This is a genomic window from Streptomyces sp. NPDC015220, assembly GCF_043079345.1.
Classification (GTDB): Bacteria; Actinomycetota; Actinomycetes; order Streptomycetales; family Streptomycetaceae; genus Streptomyces.
The window spans coordinates 88764-108317 of record NZ_JBIBUK010000020.1; the positions used below are offsets into that span (position 1 = coordinate 88764).

Here is a 19554-nt window from a genome sequence, read left to right on the forward strand (position 1 = left end):
GAGTGCTTGCCGCTTTCTGGGAGAACAGCCGGGCCGGTTGCGCCGATCAGCCGGTATCAACGGGTAGGGGCGACCCGCCGCGCAGTCCGGCCGTTGCCGGGTGCGACGGAGGCATCATGCACGCGCGGTTTCATCCCTGGGTGTGACGGCACTCGAGTGCGGCGGACTGGCTGATCGGACCGGGCTCCACGCGGGCGTCGCCGCCCCGTCGGATCACCGCCGGGCATGCCGTGGCCGGCGCGCATCTTCCCTCCGCAGCCTGGCATGTGACTGTCCGTACGCCACTCGGCCTGCCGAGCTCCCCTGAGTCGGGGGGAACGTGACGCGGTGGTTGTTCACGTCCCGAGCGCGTGAGCGACCGTCGGTGTGGCCCTGACAGCGGCACAACGCGCGGTCCGACCGGTGCGGAAGCTGACCACCGGCGGCGTCCAGCTCACGGGCGATGACCAGGTGTGTGCGGCCGTCCGGTGAGAGGTCGGCCGCGTGCACGGCGATCACCGTGTCGACATGGCCTCCCGCCCCGGCCAGGTGCTCCACCAGGCGCTTCTCCGCCCAGCCGCGGGGGTTGGCCCGCCAGGACCGGACCGCCGACTCACGCAGGGCGGCCATCCCCGCTTCTCCCAGGACGTCCTCGTGGTCGAGCGGATCGATGTCGGTCAGGCCGTCGTCGAGGTCACCGAGCACATGACCGGCCAACCAGCGCGCGAGTTCCTCGGGGACGGGGCGTGCCGCACGGCATGCGCCGAGATGCGTGTCGGCGAGGGCCGCGCCGATCCGCCCGAGCCGGCCGTCCGAGTCGTCGACGCTCTCCGCCGCCTCGGCCAGCAACCGCATCGCCTCCCGCGCCAGGTCGACCGCGTCGGCGGCCCGGCCGGAACCGCTGAGCGCGTCGATCGCGGAGACGGCCTGCCCGGGCCTGGTCGGCATAGGCGCGGGCGTCGGAGTATTCGACGTATCCATACTGTGCGAAGGAGCCGATGTCCAGCAGGTCGCGGACGCGGGACCGGACCGCGGGGAGGTCCCCGCGGTCGCCCGCCGCCCGCAGCTCCAGGCGTCGTCGCAACTGCCGGTCCTCACCGACCTGTTCCCGCAGCACAGTGAGCAACTCGTCCCTGGACAGCGCGGACAGCCACTCGTCGAGCCCCCGCTTACGCTCCCGGGCCGCCTTCCGCTGTCGCGGCAGGCTCTCGTGCCGGGCCAGTACGGTCAGGCCGAGGGAAGACCAGGTGCTTGCGGAAGTTGCCTTCCGGACCGTACGGGCAGTCGCACTCGCCGGCCGGCCCGTCGGCCCGGTCCAGGCTCAGTTCCACCTCGTAACGCTCCGTGCCGTGGACGAACGCGGTGACCCAGCCGTCACCGACTTCGATTCCGGACACCGCGTCGAGGTACCCGAGACCGCGTTCGAAGGAACGGGTTCCGGTCAGCGCCTTGATGTCCGCCTCGGTGAGGCTGCGCATGATTCGTTCCCACCTCTGCGTGGTGCGGTCGACGCCCGTCATCTCAGGGGCCCGGGCGGAGCGAGGGGGGACGGCTTCGGCAACCGTCGCGGAGGCTCGGGCTTCGGTGCCGGTCTTCGGCGCCTCGAGTTCGGTGGCCTCTTCGAGTGGTCGAACCGTCGACCTATAGTGGGCCTCATGAGCCGTTGGAGGGAGTTGACCGGGGGTACGTCCGGAGAGCACTACGCCGCACGGTTCGCGGCCCTGGCCCGCACCGGCGAGGATGTGCACGGAGAAGCGCGGTTCTGCGCGGCTCTCGTGCCCGCCGGAGCGCGGGTGCTGGACGCCGGGTGCGGTACTGGACGGGTCATGATCCGGCTCGCGGAGCTCGGGTACGACTGTGTCGGGGTGGATCTTGACGCGTCGATGCTGGCCGTGGCGCGGCAGCAGGCGCCGGAACTGCCCTGGTTCCAGATCGACCTGGCCGAATTCGAGCCTGCCCGGGTCGGTGTCGCGGGCGGCTTCGATCTGGTCGTCGCCGCAGGCAACATCTTTCCGTTGCTCGCTCCCGGCACCGAGGCCATGGTGGTCGAGCGGCTGTCCACGGCCTTGCGTCCGGGCGGTCTGATGGTCGCCGGCTTCGGTCTGGACGAGGCCCATCTGCCCGTGCCGCCCGGCATCACGCTGCCGGAGTACGACGACTGCTGCGCCGCGGCCGGCCTCACCCTCGTCGACCGCTTCGCCACCTGGGACGCCGATCCCTACGACGGCGGCGGCTATGCCGTCAGCGTTCACCGCCGGTGAGGTGACGCGGAGCGGGCACGCGCATCGTGGTCGGAGCGGACCGGTACCGACCACGCCTTCTCGCCATACCGCGGATCGGTACCGACCACGCCTTCTCGCCACACCGTCGAGGCCGCGCATCGCCGCGGCCGGTCGCGTCGTCGACCACGGGTGATCGTCCGGGAGGCGCCGCGGGCTCGGCGTGGGATTCCCGGGCGTGGCCCGCACCCGCGCCGATGCGCCGGCGCCGGAGACGTCCGTGGCTCGGGCCCTGCACGAGACGCGGCGTGCCCCACTGCCGCCGGATCCCGGAAGGCCGGTCCTGCCGCAAGTCCCGAGATCCCGAACTGACATACCTACCGCGTAGCCGCACGTGGGCGGCGACGAACAGACGGCGCGGCCCGAAGAGCGGCACAGGCGGGTGCCCGCCGCCGGACCGCCGCGCGCTGCCGCGTCGCCACACCGGTCCACCATGAATCCCCACACCCGCCGAGGGGCGAACAAGTGCCCAATAACGTACGGTGTGATGGACGCAGCAAGCCGGGTTAGCCGTGACGGGATCGGTTGTGCAGCACGCGGCCGGCGGCGGCCCCGGCTCGTCCAGGCCGGGAGAAGAAGCAATGACAATACGCGTCCGGCAGCAGCCCAGGAGCCGCCGCACAACACTTCGCACCGGAGTCTCGCTCGCCACCCTGGTGCTCGCCGTCACCAGCTGCGGTGCATCGGTCCCCCCCGGGGCAGCGGCCGACTCCCCTCGATCCGTCGCCGCCAGTCATGGCACACGAGACCCTGGTGCTGTCAGTGCGCTGCCCAGCCGCAGCGACAACGGCGCACCCCCGGTGACCGCGAGTGCCGCCCGGTCCGCAGCCGCCTGCACCGACCGGTACTTCTCCGGCATGACCACCGCGCAACGGGTCGGACAGCTTTTCATGGGCGGCGTCTCCGCGGCCCACCCCGACCAGGCCCAGCTGCGCACTCTGCGCGACAACCATGTGGGGTCCGTCATGCTGACCGGTCGCAGCACCGCCGGTACGACGGCGACCAGGAAGCTCGTCGACGGTTTCCGAGGCCAGGCGGACCAGGTCGCCGGCCGGCGGGTCGGCCTGCTGGTCGCGACCGACCAGGAGGGCGGCCGGGTGCAGGTCCTCAACGGCCCCGGTTTCTCGACCATGCCCAGCGGGCTGACCCAGGGCGGCTGGCCGACCGCGACGCTGCGCAGCCGGGCCGCCGGATGGGCCAAGCAGCTCAAGGCCGCCGGGGTCGACCTGAACCTGGCACCGGTCGCCGACGTGGTCCCGGCCGCCCTGGGCACCCGCAACATCCCCATCGGCTCCTTCCAGCGGGAGTACGGCCACACCCCGGACACCGTGACCTCCCACACCGGTGCCTTCGCCGCCGGCTTCGCACAGTCCGGCGTGATGACCACGTTCAAGCACTTCCCCGGGCTGGGCCAGGTGATCGGCAACACCGACACCACCGCTAACGTCGTGGACTCGGTGACGACCGCCAACAGCTCCAACCTCGCGCCCTTCCGGGCCGGTATACGCGCCGGGGCACCCTTCGTGATGATCTCGTCGGCCACCTACACCAAGATCGACCCCAAGCACCTCGCGGCCTTCTCGCCGACGGTCGTCGATCACCTGCTGCGCGGCCAACTCGGCTTCAAGGGCGTCGTCATCTCGGACGACCTCGGGAACGCGGTCGCGGTACGGTCCTTCAGCCCCGGCCAGCGGGCCGTGAACTTCATCGCCGCGGGCGGGGACATGGTCCTCACGGTGCGGCCGAGCACCGTGCCCGCGATGACACAGGCCGTCCAGGCCCGGATGCGGCAGGACGCTTCGTTCCGGGCGAAGGTCGACGCCGCGGTGCGCCGGATACTCGACGCCAAGCGCAACGCGGGCCTGCTCGACTGCCGCTGAGGCATTCGGGGACGTGCACCGGCGGACCTCGGCCGCCGTGCCCGCGAGCCGAACCGTCCCCGACTGCCTGTTCGCGGATATCCGGAGAGCTCAGGAGGTGGGGCGGGCGGCACGGTGCGAAGTGCCGTGTGCCGCCACCCGTGGTCCATGGCCGCGCACGCGGCCGGGGAGACGCCGGAGCCTTCCCGTTCTCCTCGCCCTCCGGATCGGACCGAACGCGGCGGTGCCGACGTCTCAGCCGGACCGGCCCGCCGGACGCGTCCGGATCGCCTGCGTGGTCGGGTGGGCCTGGTCGGTCGGGCCGGGTGCGGGACGCCGAGGCGCCCCGGCGCGCAGGCCGTCCATGACGAGGTCCAGCAGACGGGCGGCGCGCGACTGCCAGTCGCCGTGCGGATCGAGCTGCCAGAGACCGGCGATGGCCAGGAGGAAGTCGTCCCCGGTCACGCCCGGCCGGACGGTACCGGCCTCCTCGGCCGCTCGCAGCAGGAGTTCGGCCGCGGCGGACACCGGGCTGTGCCCCGGTTTCGCCGGGCTGCCGGGGGCGCTGGTGGCCTGCCGGATCGCGTCCGCCAGGCCGGCCTTCGTCATCGCGAACCGGGCCAGGTGGTCCATCCACTCGCGCAGGGCCCGGTCGGGCTCCCGGCTCTCCAGCAACTGGACCGCGCTGTCGGCGACCTGCTGCATCTCGTGGCGGTAGACCTCCAGGACGAGCGACTCGCGATTGGGGAAGTTGCGGTAGAAGGTGGCCTGCCCGACTCCCGCCCTCTTGGCGATCAGGCTGAGCGCGACGTCCGCGGAGCGGGTCAGTTCGGCCACCGCCGCTTCCAGGATGCTCTCGCGATTGCGTTGCGCGTCCGAGCGCTTGGGCGCGTCCTTCTCCTGCCGCACTCGTCCTCCTCGCGGGTGGCGTCGCCGAGCCCGGTCTTGCTAAGCGGACAGCTGTCCGGTAGTTTTCCTGATAGCGGACAGCTGTCCGCTTATTGTCCACCATAGTGGCGGGCAGCGCTTTTCCGCCATGTGCGGTGCCCTCTTCCTGACGCCAGGCTTCTCGTCCTACGACTCCTGACCCTTCTCTTCTGCTCGTCCTCCGAATCCTCCGTCCGTCGGGTCTCCCGGCGCGCACTTCCGGATATGCGAAAGAAGCTGATCATGGACCCAGCCCTCTCGCCCACGCAGAGCGCCATCACCTTGAACATCAACGGCGAGAAGCACGCGCTGTCCGTCGACCACCGCACCACACTGCTCGACGCTCTGCGTGAGCGTCTCGATCTCACCGGTACGAAGAAGGGGTGCGACCAGGGGCAGTGCGGCGCCTGCACCGTCCTGCTCGACGGCCGCCGGACCGTGGCGTGCCTGCAGTTCGCGGTGGCCGCGGAGGGGCGCGAGATCACCACCATCGAGGGCGTGGCCGACGGCGGGCGGCTGCACCCGGTGCAGCAGGCATTCCTCGACCTCGACGGTTATCAGTGCGGTTACTGCACCCCCGGACAGATCTGCTCCGCCATCGCGGTGATCGAGGAACACGCGGCCGGCTGGCCGAGCGCCGTCACCGACGACGTAAGCCCCGAAGCGGGTCCGCCGCCGTTGACCCCCGAAGAGATCCGGGAGCGGATGAGCGGCAACCTGTGCCGCTGCGGCGCGTATGTGGCGATCGCCCAGGCGGTCGCCAGGGCGGCCGCGACACCGGCCGAGGAGGAGGCGTCCCACGGGGACCAGAAGGACCGGGAGGCCGCGGCATGAGGGAGTTCGGCTATCAGAGGGCGCACGACGTCGCGGGCGCCGTCGCGCTGCTGGGTACCGACCCGGACGCGCGCTACCTCGGAGGCGGCACCAATCTCGTCGACCTCATGAAGACCGGTGTGGAGCGGCCCGGCCGCCTCGTCGACGTGCGGGAGCTCCCCCTGGACGGGATCGAGCCGACCCAGGACGGCGGCCTGCGCATCGGCGCGACCGTCACCAACAGCGACCTGGCCGCCCACCCCGAAGTCCGCCGTCGCTACCCGGCGTTGACGCAGGCGGTGCTGGCTGGCGCCTCCGGGCAACTGCGCAACATGGCCACCGTCGGCGGCAACCTGCTCCAGCGCACCCGCTGCGGTTACTTCACCGACGTGACCAAACCGTGCAACAAGCGCGTTCCCGGCAGCGGGTGTCCCGCGATCGAGGGCGAGCACCACAATCACGCCGTCCTGGGCGCCTCCGAGCACTGCGTGGCCGTTCATCCCTCCGACATGGGGGTCGCGCTGACCGCGTTCGACGCCACCGTCTCCTACGAGACAGTCGACGGCCCCGGTTCGTTGCCCCTCGCCGACCTCTACCTGCCGGTGGAGGACACCCCGCACCGGGAGACGGCCCTGCCACCGGGCGCACTGATCACCGGAGTCACCCTGCCGCCCGCCCCGGTCGCAGCCCGCTCGCGCTACCGCAAAGTGCGCGAACGAGCCTCCTACGCGTTCGCGATCGGCTCGGTGGCCGCCGCACTCGAGGTGCGGGACGGTGTGGTGCGCGACGTGCGCCTGGGCTTCGGGGCGGTCGCGTCCCGGCCGTGGCGGGCCCGGACGGCCGAGCAGGCACTGACCGGGGCCCCGGCCGACGCCGACGCCTTCGCCGCGGCCGCGGACGCCGAGCTCGCGGCGGCCCGACCGCTGCCCCGCAACGGATACAAGGTGACCCTGATGCGCAACCTCATGGTGGCCGTGCTGACCGAACTCACCGAGGAGCCCACCCGATGACCACCGCGACGACCCGGACGACCGCGGCCGCGAAGGGCTCCGTGGGAACCGCGCACACCCGGGTGGAGGGTTACGAGAAAGTCACCGGAGCCGCCCGGTACGCGGGCGAGATCCCCTTCGCCGACCTCGCCCACGGCTGGCTGGCTCTGTCCACCGTCGCACGTGGCCGAATCCGCTCCATCGACACCGAGCCCGTCCTCCGGATGCCCGGCGTGCTCACCGTCCTGCACCACGGCAACGCTCCGCGCCTGGACACCGACTACGTCGGCATGCTGGGCGTTCCACCGGACCCCACGTGCGCCGTCTTCCAGAACGACCGGGTGGCCCACCTGGGCTGGCCGGTGGCGCTGGTCGTGGCGGAGACCTCCGAACAGGCCAGGGAAGCCGCCGAATCGCTGGTCGTGCACTACGAACAGGAGCCGCACGACGTGGCGTTCGACGCCGGGCGCCCGGACGCGTACGCCGTGGACGGGCACATGCCCGCGGTGGCACGGAAGGGCGACCTGGAGGCCGAACTCGCCGCGTCCGCCGTGGTCCTGGACGCCGAGTACACCACACCCGAAGAGCACCACAGCATGATGGAGCCGCACGCGGCGACCGCCCTGTGGGACGGCGGCAGGCTCGAGGTGATCGACTCCAACCAGGGTGCCACCTGGGTCGTGGACGAGCTCACGAGGCTGTTCTCACTCGACCCGGGCTCCGTGCGGGTGCGTTCGGAACACGTCGGCGGCGGCTTCGGCAGCAAGGGCGTGCGTGCGCACCAGGTGGCCGCGGTGATGGCCGCGACGGCACTGCAACGCCCGGTGCGCGTCGTCATGACCCGCCGCCAGATGTTCTCGCTCACCGGCTACCGGAGCCCCACCATCCAGCGGGTCCGGCTCGGCGCGGACGCGGACGGGCGGCTGCGAGCGCTGGAGCACAGCGCCGTCAATCTCACCTCGACCGTCCACGAGTTCGTCGAACACACCGCGGCCCCGGCCCGGGTGATGTACGACGCCGACGCCCACCACACCACGAACCATGTCGTACGGCTGGACGTGCCGACCCCGACGTGGATGCGCGCGCCGGGCGAGGCCCCGGGGTCGTTCGCGCTGGAGTCGGCGCTCGACGAACTCGCCGAGAAGTGCCGTCTCGACCCCATCGAACTGCGGTTGCGCAACGAACCGGAGCGGGGCCCCGTCTCCGGGCTGCCGTTCAGCGGCCGCAACCTGCCGGCCTGTTTCCGGGAGGGCGCCCGCAGGTTCGGCTGGGCGGAGCGGGATCCACGCCCCGGTCTCCGCCGTGACGGACGCTGGCTGATCGGCACCGGCACGGCCGCCGCGTCCTTCGCCGCCGGGGCCGCGCCCTCCACCGCGGTCGCCACCGCCGAGGCGGACGGCACCTTCACGGTGCGGATCGCCGCCGCCGACATCGGTACCGGCGCCCGGACCGCGCTCACCCTGATCGCCGCCGACGCCCTGGGGGTCCCACCCGGCCGGGTCCAGGTCCGGGTCGGGGACAGCGACTTCGGACCCGCGATGATCGCCGGAGGCTCCATGGGCACCCGGTCCTGGGGCTGGGCGGTCAGCGTCGCGGCCCGCGAACTGCGGGAGCGGCTGACGCTGGGTGCCGACATCCCACCGGAAGGCATCACGGTTCGGTCGGACACCACCGAAGCCATCGCCGGCCTCACGAAGAAGGAACGGCACTCTTTCGGAGCGCAGTTCGCCGAGGTCGCGGTGGACATCGCCACCGGCGAGGTACGGGTCCGCCGCATGCTCGGCATCTTCGCGGCGGGTCGGATCGTCAACCCGCTCACGGCACGTAGCCAGCTCGTCGGCGGCATGACCTGGGGCATCTCCATGGCTCTGCACGAGGAGGCGGTCCGGGACCGGGGCACGGGCGGCCTCTACGCCGCCGACCTCGCGGGCTATCACGTCGCCACGCACGCCGACGTGCCGTGTGTCGAGGCGGACTGGGTGGAGGACTCGGACCCGGATGACCCGGTCGGGATCAAGGGCATCGGGGAGGTCGGCATCGTCGGTGCCGCGGCGGCGATCGCCAACGCCGTCTGGCACGCCACCGGCGTCCGCCACCGCAGCCTCCCCATCCGGCCCGACCGCGTTCTCCAGGCGGTGACGGGAGCACCGAATGCTTGACATCACCGAGGAACTGCACCGCTGGATCGAGGCGGGCCGGGACTTCGCCGTCGCCACCGTGGTGACCGTCGGCGGCAGCGCACCGCGCGGCCCCGGCGCCGCCCTCGCCGTCGACAGCGCGGGCACGGCGATCGGCTCGGTCTCCGGTGGCTGTGTGGAAGGGGCGGTGTACGACCTGTGCGTCCAGGCCCTCCAGGACGGCGAGACGGTCCTGCAACGGTTCGGCTACAGCGACGAGGACGCCTTCGCCGTCGGACTGACCTGCGGCGGAACCATCGACGTACTGGTCACCCCGGTCCGCGCGGAATCCCCCGGGCGAGCGGTCCTTCGGGCGGCGCTGTCGGCAGCCGTCCGGCGCGAGCCGGTGGCCCTGGCCCGGGTCGTCCGTGGCCCCGCGGGTCTGCCGGGCGCCGCCCTGCTGGTCCGGCCCGACGGGACGTACCAGGGAGCGGATGAAAGCGGCCTCGCCGCAGAACCAGGGCTGGAAAGGAACGTGGCCGCCGAAGCCAGGGCCCTGCTGGAGGCCGGCCGTACCGGCACGGTGGAGCTGTCGGAGGACGGTTCTCGGTGCCCGGGCGGGCTGACGCTGCTCGTCGAGTCGAACGTGCCACCGCCGCGAATGATCGTCTTCGGGGCGGTCGACTTCGCCGCGGCCCTGGTACGGGCGGGCAAGTTCCTCGGGTACCACGTGACCGTGTGCGACGCCCGCCCCGTGTTCGCCACCCGGGCCCGTTTCCCCGAGGCCGACGACATCGTGGTCGACTGGCCGCATCGCTACCTCCGACAGACCGCGACCGACGCGCGCACCGCGCTGTGCGTGCTGACCCACGACGCCAAGTTCGACGTGCCCCTGCTGACGGTGGCCCTGCGGCTGCCGGTGGCGTTCGTCGGCGCGATGGGTTCACGCCGCACCCACGCCGACCGGGAGCGGCGGCTGCGGGAAGCGGGTCTGGGCGACCGGGAGCTGGCCCGGCTGAGGTCCCCGATCGGCCTGGACCTCGGTGCCCGGACACCGGAGGAGACCGCTCTGTCGATCGCGGCGGAGATCGTCGCGTCCCGGCGCGGGGGCACGGGCGTTCCGCTGACCGGCTCCGGCACCCCGATCCACCGTGACGGGATGGATCGGACCGGTGCTCGGGCGGCCTGAGGAACGCCGGTGCCCGGGCCGGCCGTCCGAGGAAAGCGGCACGGCGCCGGAGAGGTCTGATGGACGGGAAGGCCTCGGCGGCGGGAAGGATCGGGGGTTCGAAACGATCCCCGGTTCTCCGGCCTCCCCGGGCCGCCATGGCGAGTGCAGGGGGGCGTCATGGGACGCGCCGGATGTCAGGGGCGCGGTTCGTCGCTCCGCTCGGCGCGTTCGGCGTCCCGCTTCTTGATCCGGGCGGTCTCCTTGCGGACCTCCGCCTGAGTGGCGCGCTCCTTCTCCAGCCACTCGGGCCGGTCCTGCTTCAGCGCCTCGATCTGCTCCGTGGTGAGAGCCTCGGTCACCCCGCCGCGCGCGAGGCCGGCGATGGAGACACCCAGCTTGGCCGCGACCACCGGACGCGGGTGGGGGCCGTTGCGTCGCAGTTCCCGCAGCCACTCGGGCGGATTGGCCTGGAGTTCGTTGAGCTCGGCGCGCGAGACGACGCCCTGCTGGAACTCCGCGGGCGTGGCGGGGAGGTACACACCCAGCTTCTTCGCCGCGGTGGCGGCCTTCATGGTCTGGGCGGTCTGGTGCGACTTCATGGTGTCCAGACTATCGACCACCGGAGGAAGGTCCGACCACGGCGGGTAACCTGGCGGGGTGACAGGCTCGGAGACATCCCCCACGTTCCGGCTCGCGTACGTCCCCGGGGTGACGCCCGCCAAGTGGGTGCGGACCTGGAACGAGCGCCTGCCCGACGTCCCTCTCGCCCTCGTCCAGCTCCCGGCCGCCGAGGCGGTCGGGACGCTGCGCGACGGTGCGGCGGACGCGGGTCTCGTACGGCTGCCGGTGGACCGTACGTTCTTCAGCGCGATCCCGCTCTACACCGAGACGACGGTCGTCGTGGTGCCCAAGGACCATCTGCTGACGGCCGCGGACGAGGTGTCCGTCGAAGACCTGGCCGAGGAGGTCCTGTTCCACCCCCAGGACGACGTCATCGGCTGGGAGCAGCCGCCCGGAGAGCCGGGCTTCGAACGCCCGGCCACCACCGAGGACGCCGTCGAACTGGTGGCGGCCGGTGTGGGCCTGCTCGTCGTCCCCCAGTCGTTGGCCCGCCTGTACCACCGGAGGGACCTCACCTACCGGCCGGTCGTCGACGCGCCGCAGTCGGCCGTCGCGCTGGCGTGGCCGGAGGAGGCGACCACGGACCTGGTGGAGGAGTTCATCGGCATCGTCCGCGGCCGGACCGTCAACAGCACCCGCGGACGCCCCCGGGCCCGGACCGCGGAGCGGTCCGAGGAGAAGCGCGGTGAAGGGGCCGGCACCCGCCGGAAGCCCCCGGCGGGCCGCGGCGGCGGGGCCACCGCCGCGAAGGCCGGCTCCGGCGGCTCCCGGTCGGGCAAGGACGCCGGAGGCGCCAAGCGCGGCAAGGGCGCCAAAGGCGGCCGGAGCGGCAGGCAGGGCGGGCCGCGCCGGCGGTCCTGAACACCGTCTCCCGCACGGGCGGACCGGCTCACCGCATGAGCAGTTCGCGCAGTGCCCGCGCCACCTCCTCAGGGTCCTCCTCGGCCATGAAGTGGCCGCAGGCGACCGTGGTGTGGCGCAGGTCCGGTGCCCAGGCCCGCCACAGCGCGGCGGCGTCGTACCCGAGGGCGGCGCCCCAGTCCTGCTGCAGGACGGTGACGGGCATTCCCAGCTGGTGGCCGGCGTCCCGGTCGGCACGGTCGTGCGTCACGTCGATGCCGGCCGAGGCCCGGTAGTCCGCCACGATCGAGGGCACGGCGGCACGGGAGGCCGCGAGGTAGGCGGCGCGCACATCGGCGGGAAGGGCTTCCGGGTCCCGGGTCCAGGCGTCGAGGAAGTACCCGAAGAAGTCGTCCGCCGCGGCGGCGATCATCCGCTCGGGCAGGCCCGGCGGCTGGGCCGTCAGGTACAGGTGGAAGGCCACGGCGGCCGACACCCCGTGCAGTACGTCCCACATGTCGAGGGTGGGCAGGATGTCGAGCAGGGCGAGGTGCGTGACCCGCTCCGGGTGGTCCAGGCCCGCCCGGAAGGCCACCAGGGCGCCGCGGTCGTGCCCGGCCAGCGCGAAACGCTCGTGGCCGAGGGCACGGGCCAGCGCCACCACGTCCGCGGCCATGGTCCGCTTGGCGTACGCAGTCCCGTCGCTGTCGGCAGGTTTGTCGCTGGCGCCGTATCCGCGCAGGTCAGGGCAGATCACGGTGTGGTCGGCCGCGAGGTCGGCGGCCACGTGCCGCCACATCAGGTGGGTCTGTGGGAAACCGTGCAGCAGAACGACGGGCGTACCCGAACCGCCCACGGCCGTGGTCAGTTCGACTCCGTCGGCGACGGGAACACGACGCGGCTCGAAGCCGGGAATGCCGAGTGTCATCTGCGATGCCTTTCGTACGCGGGGCCGGCCGGATCAGCCGGTGGCACCGAGCCTGCCGCGGCCGAATCAGCGGACAATCAGCACGGGGATCAGCACCGTGTCCGGCCGACGTGCGGACGCCGGGCCGGTGCCGGTCGGGCGAGGAGAGGACGGTAGGCGATGACCGGGGTCCGGTTCGGCGTGCTCGGCCCGGTGGTGGCCGAGGGCGGCGACGGCCCGCTGGATCTGAAGGGACCGCGGCACCGGGCCGTGCTGGCCCGGCTGATCGTGGCTCGCCGTCGCGTCGTCCCGGTCGCCCGGCTCGTCGCGGACCTGTGGGCGGAGCCGCCGGCGGGAGCCGTCGGCGCGGTGCAGACGTTCGTCGCCGCGCTGCGCCGTGCCCTGGAACCGGACCGCCCGCCCCGAGCCCCCGCCCGCCTGCTGGTCACCGAGGGTCCTGGATACGCGCTGCGGGCCGCCCCTGACCAGGTGGACGCCTGGCGGTTCGAGACGGCGATGACCGATGCGGCCCGCCTCCCGCCGGAGAAGGCGCTCGGCCGGCTCGAGGAGGCCCTGGCGTGGTGGCGGGGCCCCGCCTACGCCGAGTTCGCCTACGAGGACTGGACCCGCGCCGAGCGCGCCCGGCTGGCGGAACTGAGGCTGCGCGCCGAGGAACAGCGGGCCGGGACCCGGCTCGAACTGGGTCGCGCCGCCGAGGCGGTGCCGGATCTGGAGGCCCACGTCACCGATCATCCGTGGCGTGAGGAGGCATGGCGGCTGCTCGCCCTCGCGCTGTACCGCACCGGCCGCCAGGGTGACGCCCTCGCCGTGCTCCGCCGCGCGCGGACCACCCTCGTCGAACAGCTCGGTGTGGACCCCGGCCCCGGACTGCGCCGTCTGGAGGCGGACGTGCTCGCCCACAGCCCCGGCCTGGAGCCGGACTCGAACGCCGCGGCGAGCCTGTGGAACCGCGCCGCACAGGCGTACGACCGCGCCGTCGCCGCCGGGTCCCGCGCCCGGCTGGAGTCCACGGTGGGACTGCTGCGGGGCCTCGCCCTGACCGGCGGCGGCGGACTGGCCGCCGCCCGGGAGCAGCGGACCGCGGTGGTCGACGCCGCGGAGGAACTGGGCGATCCCGCGCTGACCGCCCGGATCATCGGCGGCTACGACGTGCCCGCGATCTGGACCCGGAGCGACGATCCGCAGGCGGCCCGCCGGATCGTCGCCGCGGCCGAGCGCACCCTCGCCGCGCTGCCGTCGGCGTCCGTGTACGACACCGACCGCTGCCGTCTGCTGGCCACCGTGGCCCTGGAGACCCGCGGCATCCGGTCGCCGCGCGGGCCGCGGGCCGCGGACGGCGCCGAGGCGCTGGCCCGCCGGCTCGACGATCCGGCGCTGCTCGCCTTCGCCCTCAACGGCCGCTTCATGCAGTCCTGCACGCGCGCGGGGCTCGCCCCCCGGCGGGATGCGATCGGCGGCGCACTGGTGGCGTTGTCGACGCGGCACGGGCTGGTGTCGTACGAGGTGCTGGGCCACCTCGTACGGATGCAGGCCCGCGCCGCCCTCGGCGACGCCGACGGAGCGCGGGCGCACGCCGTCGCCGCCGATCGCCTCGGCGAGCGCCATGAACGCCCGCTGGTGGGGGTGTTCACCGGCTGGTACCGCGCGATGGAGGCCGGGAACGAGGAGGCCGTGCGGTCCGCCGCCGCGCTTCTGGACGGCGCCGGCATGCCGGGCCTGGCGGACGGACTGCTCCCGCTGGCGCTGCTGTGCCTGCGCCTGGCGGGCCGGCCCGGGGCCGCCGCCGAAGCGGCCGAGACCGTCGACCCGGACGCGGACTGGGGTCCGTACCGTCCTTGGATCCTTCCCTTCGCCCTGCTGGGCGCCGGACGCCGCGCCAGGGCCCGGGCGGCTCTGGCCGCCGCGCCCGAGCCGCCCGCGGACCTCCTGTACGAGGCCTTGTGCTGCCTGGAGGCGGCGGTCGCCCTGGAACTCGGTGACCGGGCCGCGCTGGAACGGGCCCTCGCGCGGCTGCGGCCGGCCGCGGGAGAGCTGGCGGGGGCGGGCAGCGCCCTGGTCACCCTCGGACCGGTCGCCCGATGGCTGGCGGAGATCGACGCCGCGCTGCCGTCTGCGACGCCGTCGTGATGTCGTGCCGCGACGTGGCGGTCGCCCTGTTGTCGTGACGTCGTGGAGCGACGGTGCGGGTGGCACCTGTCGTCGTGGCGTCATACCGCGACCGCGACGGTTGCCCCTGTTGTCGTGGCCACGTAGAGAAGAGGCCGCACTTGTCGTGGTGACACGTCGTGGAGCGACTACGGAGGTCGCCTCCCGTCGTCGTGGCGTCGTACCGCGGCCGCCCGGGTGGCACCGGGACAGCCGGGGAGGCGGCACCGTCAGGCGGCGTCGCACCGCGTCCGGAAGCCGTCGGACCGCGCCCGGGGCCCCGTCCGCGGTTCACTTCCCCGCGTTCCGGCCGATCGACTCCACGAGCGGCAGCAGCCGGTGCGGGACACGTTCGCGCAGCGCCACCTCGGTGCGGGTGCGCACCACGCCCGGCAGGCTGATGAGCTTCTGGATGACGTCCTCCAGGTGGGCGTTGTCACGCGCCACCACCCGGGTGAGGAGATCGCCGCCGCCGGTGATGGAGAACGCCTCGACGATCTCCGGGACCGTGGCCAGCGCGCCACCGACGTCGTCCAGATGGCCCTGGGTCACCTCGATGTGCACGAACGCGAGCACCGGGTGGCCGAGCGCGGCGGGGGAGAGGACCGGGCCGGTGCCGGTGATCACGCCGTCCCGTTCCAGGCGGTCCAGGCGGGCCTGCAGCGTGCCGCGGGCGATGCCGAGGAGGCGGGCGTACTCGCGCACGCTGGTGCGCGGCTGTTCGAGCAGCAGGCGCAGGATGCGGGTGTCGAGTTCGTCCACGGCCATGACGGCACCGGCCTCCCAGTGGGTGCTTCGATCTACGTCGACTGTACCAATGGCTCAACGGAGGCCAATCGGACTGGGCCAGAGAACCTCGTCCATTGGCTCGCGACCGGCGTGGATTCCGACCTTGAGGTTGGGCCAATGGACCAGTGCAACCCGGGTCACTTGAGCCAGGAACCCAGAGGATGCTGTGATGGACACGTCGATGGCGCTGCGGGTCCCCGCGGCGCCTTTTCCATGCCGGCGTCCGGATGTCCGCGCGCCCGGCGCGTTCGGCGTGCTGCGACGCCTTGCACACTCCGAGGGGGAGGTCACTGGTGCTGAAGACGATGTTCGTCGCCGCGGACCCGGGGCGGACGCGACTGCGCTTCGCGGCCCGGGCGGTGCTCGGCATCGGCCTGGCGGTCCTGGTGTGCGCTCTGGCCGGGCACTCCCTCACGGGTGCCGTCACCGGCGGGCTCGCCGCGCTGCTGGCCCTGTTCACCGTCGCCGACCCCACGGTCCGCGGCCAGGCCGTCACCACCGCTCTGCTGCCGGTCGCCGGTCTGCCGGTGCTGGCCGCCGCGGCCGGACTGCACGAGCATCCCCTGGCCCGGGACCTCGCCTTCCTCGCCGTGGTCGGCGCGGGGGTGTACGCCCGCCGCTGGGGGCCGCGCGGTCACAGCCTCGGCGTGTTCGCGTTCATGACCTTCTTCGTGGCCCAGTTCCTGCACGCCACCACCGGTCAGCTGCCCGAGCTGTCCGCGGCCGTCGTCCTGTCCGTGCTCAGCGCGGCGGCGGTCCGGTTCGGGCTGTGGTGCTACGAGCGCAGGCCCGCCCCGGCCGCCGCTCCCGTGGCACCGGTCGGCGGCACCGGACTGATCCGGGTGACCACCCGGCAGGCCGTGCAGGCGACCGCCGGCGCCGGCTTCGCGCTCTTCGTGGGCCAGCTGATGTCCGGACAGCGCTGGTACTGGGCGGTCGGCGCCACCTGGTGGGTCTTCGTGAACACCGCCTCGCGCGGCGAGACCCTGGTGCGCGGTTTCCGCCGTGTCCTCGGCACGGTGCTGGGCATCGGCCTCGGTGTCCTCCTGGTCGCCCCCCTGCACGGGGAGGCGCTGCCCACGGCCCTGCTCGTCGCCCTGTCCGTCTTCGGCATCTTCTACACAGCCGCCGTGTCCTACACCTGGATGATGCTGTGGGTCACGCTGCTCGCGGAATCGCTCTACGGCCTCCTCGGTGTGCTGACCCCCGACCTGCTCGCCCTGCGGCTCGGGGAGACCGCCGTCGGCGCGCTCGGCGCCTGGCTGGCCGTCCTGTTCGTGCTGCCGGTCACCACCCATGCCGTGACCGACGCCTGGATTCAGCGCGCCCTGCGCTGCGTCCACGCCTGCACGGGCGAAGCGGCCGCCCGGCTCGCGGGGGCGGCGCAGGCCGACCCGGCCCCCCGCGTGGCCGAACTGGAACAGCTGCTCGGCCGCGTACGTCTCTCCGTCGCCCCGCTCGTGCACCCGCTCAACCCGATGCTCGGCCGCAAACGGCGGGCGAGGCGGGTGCTCTCCCTGCTCGACGACTGCGCCCGCGAGATCCGTGGCCTCGTCGCGGTCGCCGCCGACCCGGAGGCCTCGCACGACGCGCGTCTGGCCGCCGCCTGCTGGCGGGTGGAGGCCGCGGTGGAGGCACTCACCGACGGCGGCGGCGAACCGGTGACCGCCGTCGCCGCCGGGCCGGCCGCGGACGGCGGCGCGCTCGTTCACCTGCACGGCCTGGAACGGGCGCTGGCGGAGCTGTCCGCGCCCCTGCGCGCGTCGTCCGGATCACCCCTGGTCGGGGCCTGGGCCCAGCAACCGTGACGGGAACACACCGCATCTTGGTCTAGACCGCACATGATCGACTGCTACCGTCAGCCGCAACGGGTCGACTGAGAGGGGACAGCGGTGGCGGACGGCGGCAGGCGGCGACAGCGGGCATTCATCGGATCGTTCACGGCGGCGGGCGGCCCCGGCGTCGTCACCGCGGCCGTGGCCGAGCACAGCGGGGCGCTGACCGTGCTGAGCAGCGCGGACGGCGTTCTCGACCCGTCCTACCTGGCCCTGTCGCCCGACGGTGCCACGCTCTACGCGGTCAGCGAGACAGCCGAGGGCGCGGTGGCCGCCTTCCGGGTGAAGGGGGAGACGATCGAGCTCACCGGCCCGCCCGTGCCGGTCGGCGGGAACGGACCCACCCACCTGAGCCTGTTCGCCGGACACGTCCTCACCGCCAACTACGGCTCCGGCAGCGTCAGCGCGGTACCCGTCCTGGCCGACGGGCGCCTCGCGCACACGCCCTCCGACCTGCTGCGGCACAGCGGCTCCGGCCCGCACGAACGCCGCCAGCGGGCCCCGCACGCGCACCAGGTGCAACCCGACCCGAGCGGTCGCTGGGCCGTCAGCGTCGATCTGGGCACGGACTCGGTGCGGGTGTGCACGCTGACGGACGGCAGGCTCGGACTGCACCGGGAGATCGCGCTCCGCCCCGGCTCCGGCCCCCGCCACCTGGTCTTCCACCCGAACGGCCACCACGCCTACGTCGTCAACGAACTCACGCCCACCGTCACCGTCTGCCGCTGGGACCCCGCGACGGGTTCCCTCAGGCCGCTGGCCGAGATTCCGGTCCTGCCCGACACGCCGGCCGGCGACGCCTATCCCTCGGGTGTGGTGGTCGCACCGGACGGCCGGTTCCTGTGGACGGCCACCCGCGGCGAGGACGTGCTGTCCGTGTTCGCAGTCGAGACGGACGGGGAGCGGCTGGAGCTGGTCGGGACGGTGCCGTGCGGCGGCCACTGGCCGCGCGCGCTCGCCCTGTCAGGCGGCTTCCTCTACGTCGCGAACGAGCGCTCCGGAGACGTCACCTGGTTCACCGTGGACCCGGGGACCGGGCTCCCGGAGCGGGCCGGCGCGGTGGGGGTGGCGGCGGCCTCCTGTGTGATCTTCGGCTGAACGCCTCGGAAGGACCGGTGCGTCGGGCAGCAGGGCCGCCGGACAGGCCGGTGCGCCGGGGAGCGGGGCCGCCGGGCGGACCGGTCGTGAGGCGAAGGGCCCGCCCCGTCTGTGCGGTGCGGGCCCTTCGCCGTCGTCGTGCGCTCGTGCGGTCCGGTCAGTGGACCGGCGCGCCCTGCGGCTGCTGCGGGGCGATGCCCAGGGCCGTCGTGTACTTGGCCAGGGCGAGCTTGCCGATCGCCGGGTAGGCGCCGAGAGCCTCCGCGGCGGCGCAGTCCGCCTCCTTGGCGGCCGCCTCGACCAGCTCGGCGTCGATCTCCGGGCCGATCAGGTACGGCGCCAGGGCGAGCTGACCGGAGCCGGAGGAACGCAGCTGCTCGGCGACCCCCGAGATCGAGCCCTCCTGGTCCAGGGCGGCGGCCATCACCGGGACGGCGAGGCGGGCGGCGAGCAGCATGCCGGTGATCCCGGCGGCCTGCACGGCCTCCTCGCCGCCGACCGCGGCGAGGATGATGCCGTCCGCCGCGGTCGCCACGGTGAACAGGCGGGCGCGGTCCGCGCGGGCCAGACCGGCCTCCGACAGCCGCACGTGCAGCGCCTCCGCGAGCAGCGGGTGCGGGCCGAGCACATCCGTCAGCTCGGCCGCGACCCGGCTGTCCATGACGGCCTGGCGGATCCGGCGCAGCAGCGCGTTGTCCGGACCGGCCAGCAGCGGTACGACGACCGCGACCGGGCCCTCGGGCTCCTTGGTGTCGAGGCCGGCGGCGAGGGCCTGCTCGTAGCGGGCGGTCCGCTCGTCGGCAGCCCGGGCCAGAACGGTCTGCAGCGTCGGGAACTCCGAGTCGTCACCGTCCAGGTACCCGATCAGGGCGTCGAGGCCGGGCAGCTCGGAACGGGCGATGCTCACGACCTCCTCGGCGAGGCCGCGCGTGGCGGTGCCCGGCGTGCCCGGCACCGCGAGGACGAGCGCGGGCGCGCCCTCGGGAGCCGCCAGCGGTTCGGGTCGGCGGTGCCGTCCGGGCTGGCGGGGGCGCGGCATTCGTACTGGCAGGCCGGACGCGGGCCCAGTGGGGGAGCTCATGGCGCCGCATGTTACTGGCTTTCGAGGTCCCCCTGTTCGGGGAGGGTGCGGGTGAGCGGTTTCCGTCCGGTTTTGTCTGATGG

The 19554-nt window shown here is 73.5% G+C and carries 15 protein-coding genes and 1 pseudogene; 10 read left to right on the forward strand and 6 right to left on the reverse strand.

The annotated features are described in order from the left end of the window. Positions 1–417: 417 nt before the first annotated feature. Positions 418–1457 (reverse strand): annotated as a pseudogene (locus ACF061_RS30070) (SWIM zinc finger domain-containing protein); the annotation flags it as partial. Between the two features lie 177 nt (positions 1458–1634). Between ACF061_RS30070 and ACF061_RS30075 the strand changes: the two are divergent. Both ACF061_RS30075 and ACF061_RS30080 read left to right on the forward strand, forming a co-directional pair. Continuing rightward, positions 1635–2240, forward strand: a complete 606-nt coding sequence (locus ACF061_RS30075) for a class I SAM-dependent methyltransferase (RefSeq protein WP_392270146.1) — start codon at positions 1635–1637, stop codon at positions 2238–2240. A gap of 875 nt (positions 2241–3115) precedes the next feature. Further along, entirely contained in the window at positions 3116–4138 is a 1023-nt protein-coding gene (locus ACF061_RS30080; protein ID WP_392270147.1) for a glycoside hydrolase family 3 N-terminal domain-containing protein, read from the forward strand. A 234-nt stretch (positions 4139–4372) separates the two neighbouring features. Here ACF061_RS30080 and ACF061_RS30085 read toward each other — a convergent pair whose 3' ends face one another. Continuing rightward, entirely contained in the window at positions 4373–5026 is a 654-nt protein-coding gene (locus tag ACF061_RS30085; RefSeq protein ID WP_392270148.1) for a TetR/AcrR family transcriptional regulator, read from the reverse strand. Positions 5027–5287: 261 nt separating this feature from the next. Here ACF061_RS30085 and ACF061_RS30090 point away from each other — a divergent pair, with 261 nt between their 5' ends. The 4 genes from ACF061_RS30090 to ACF061_RS30105 are packed head-to-tail and all read left to right on the forward strand — an operon-like array spanning position 5288 to position 10152. Further along, the gene (locus ACF061_RS30090) at positions 5288–5878 is read left to right on the forward strand and encodes a (2Fe-2S)-binding protein (RefSeq protein ID WP_392270149.1); all 591 of its coding nucleotides are present in this window, start codon (positions 5288–5290) and stop codon (positions 5876–5878) included. Beyond that, on the forward strand, positions 5875–6867 hold the full coding sequence (locus ACF061_RS30095; RefSeq protein ID WP_392270150.1) for an FAD binding domain-containing protein: 993 nt from the start codon (positions 5875–5877) through the stop codon (positions 6865–6867). The genes ACF061_RS30090 and ACF061_RS30095 overlap by 4 nt, the downstream gene beginning before the upstream one ends. Further along, positions 6864–9005 carry a xanthine dehydrogenase family protein molybdopterin-binding subunit gene (locus tag ACF061_RS30100; protein ID WP_392270151.1) on the forward strand — a complete coding sequence of 714 codons (2142 nt, stop codon included), beginning with the start codon at positions 6864–6866 and terminating at the stop codon, positions 9003–9005. The genes ACF061_RS30095 and ACF061_RS30100 overlap by 4 nt, the downstream gene beginning before the upstream one ends. Beyond that, positions 8998–10152: an XdhC family protein gene (locus ACF061_RS30105; RefSeq protein WP_392270152.1), complete on the forward strand. Its 1155-nt coding sequence runs from the start codon at positions 8998–9000 to the stop codon at positions 10150–10152. Before ACF061_RS30100 ends, ACF061_RS30105 begins: the two co-directional genes overlap by 8 nt. A 176-nt stretch (positions 10153–10328) precedes the next feature. Here ACF061_RS30105 and ACF061_RS30110 read toward each other — a convergent pair whose 3' ends face one another. Continuing rightward, positions 10329–10733 carry a DUF5997 family protein gene (locus tag ACF061_RS30110; protein WP_392270153.1) on the reverse strand — a complete coding sequence of 135 codons (405 nt, stop codon included), beginning with the start codon at positions 10731–10733 and terminating at the stop codon, positions 10329–10331. A gap of 58 nt (positions 10734–10791) precedes the next feature. Here ACF061_RS30110 and ACF061_RS30115 point away from each other — a divergent pair, with 58 nt between their 5' ends. Next, positions 10792–11616, forward strand: coding sequence for a LysR family substrate-binding domain-containing protein (locus ACF061_RS30115; protein ID WP_392270154.1), 825 nt, complete (start codon positions 10792–10794; stop codon positions 11614–11616). A 28-nt stretch (positions 11617–11644) separates the two neighbouring features. On the opposite strand, the gene ACF061_RS30120 is transcribed toward ACF061_RS30115, so the two are convergent. After that, complete coding sequence (locus ACF061_RS30120; protein ID WP_392270155.1) at positions 11645–12523, reverse strand: alpha/beta fold hydrolase; 879 nt, start codon at positions 12521–12523, stop codon at positions 11645–11647. Between the two features lie 159 nt (positions 12524–12682). Here ACF061_RS30120 and ACF061_RS30125 point away from each other — a divergent pair, with 159 nt between their 5' ends. Further along, on the forward strand, positions 12683–14650 hold the full coding sequence (locus tag ACF061_RS30125; RefSeq protein ID WP_392270156.1) for a BTAD domain-containing putative transcriptional regulator: 1968 nt from the start codon (positions 12683–12685) through the stop codon (positions 14648–14650). 309 nt (positions 14651–14959) lie between these two features. On the opposite strand, the gene ACF061_RS30130 is transcribed toward ACF061_RS30125, so the two are convergent. Further along, positions 14960–15436 carry an Lrp/AsnC family transcriptional regulator gene (locus ACF061_RS30130; RefSeq protein WP_392270157.1) on the reverse strand — a complete coding sequence of 159 codons (477 nt, stop codon included), beginning with the start codon at positions 15434–15436 and terminating at the stop codon, positions 14960–14962. A gap of 314 nt (positions 15437–15750) precedes the next feature. Between ACF061_RS30130 and ACF061_RS30135 the strand changes: the two genes are divergently transcribed. Both ACF061_RS30135 and ACF061_RS30140 read left to right on the forward strand, forming a co-directional pair. Next, positions 15751–17265 carry an FUSC family protein gene (locus ACF061_RS30135; protein ID WP_392270158.1) on the forward strand — a complete coding sequence of 505 codons (1515 nt, stop codon included), beginning with the start codon at positions 15751–15753 and terminating at the stop codon, positions 17263–17265. 84 nt (positions 17266–17349) lie between these two features. Continuing rightward, the gene (locus ACF061_RS30140) at positions 17350–18390 is read left to right on the forward strand and encodes a lactonase family protein (RefSeq protein ID WP_392270159.1); all 1041 of its coding nucleotides are present in this window, start codon (positions 17350–17352) and stop codon (positions 18388–18390) included. A gap of 157 nt (positions 18391–18547) precedes the next feature. On the opposite strand, the gene ACF061_RS30145 is transcribed toward ACF061_RS30140, so the two are convergent. Then, on the reverse strand, positions 18548–19471 hold the full coding sequence (locus ACF061_RS30145) for a sirohydrochlorin chelatase (RefSeq protein WP_392270160.1): 924 nt from the start codon (positions 19469–19471) through the stop codon (positions 18548–18550). Positions 19472–19554: the final 83 nt, after the last annotated feature.

Excerpts from the sequence above, each read along its gene's own strand:
- ACF061_RS30075 (WP_392270146.1), top strand. The coding sequence starts at position 1,635 with ATGAGCCGTTGGAGGGAGTTGACCGGGGGTACGTCCGGAGAGCACTAC.
- ACF061_RS30080 (WP_392270147.1), top strand. The coding sequence starts at position 3,116 with ATGACCACCGCGCAACGGGTCGGACAGCTTTTCATGGGCGGCGTCTCC.
- ACF061_RS30090 (WP_392270149.1), top strand. The coding sequence starts at position 5,288 with ATGGACCCAGCCCTCTCGCCCACGCAGAGCGCCATCACCTTGAACATC.
- ACF061_RS30095 (WP_392270150.1), top strand. The coding sequence starts at position 5,875 with ATGAGGGAGTTCGGCTATCAGAGGGCGCACGACGTCGCGGGCGCCGTC.
- ACF061_RS30100 (WP_392270151.1), top strand. The coding sequence starts at position 6,864 with ATGACCACCGCGACGACCCGGACGACCGCGGCCGCGAAGGGCTCCGTG.
- ACF061_RS30105 (WP_392270152.1), top strand. The coding sequence starts at position 8,998 with ATGCTTGACATCACCGAGGAACTGCACCGCTGGATCGAGGCGGGCCGG.
- ACF061_RS30110 (WP_392270153.1), bottom strand. The coding sequence starts at position 10,733 with ATGAAGTCGCACCAGACCGCCCAGACCATGAAGGCCGCCACCGCGGCG.
- ACF061_RS30120 (WP_392270155.1), bottom strand. The coding sequence starts at position 12,523 with ATGACACTCGGCATTCCCGGCTTCGAGCCGCGTCGTGTTCCCGTCGCC.
- ACF061_RS30125 (WP_392270156.1), top strand. The coding sequence starts at position 12,683 with ATGACCGGGGTCCGGTTCGGCGTGCTCGGCCCGGTGGTGGCCGAGGGC.
- ACF061_RS30130 (WP_392270157.1), bottom strand. The coding sequence starts at position 15,436 with ATGGCCGTGGACGAACTCGACACCCGCATCCTGCGCCTGCTGCTCGAA.
- ACF061_RS30145 (WP_392270160.1), bottom strand. The coding sequence starts at position 19,471 with ATGAGCTCCCCCACTGGGCCCGCGTCCGGCCTGCCAGTACGAATGCCG.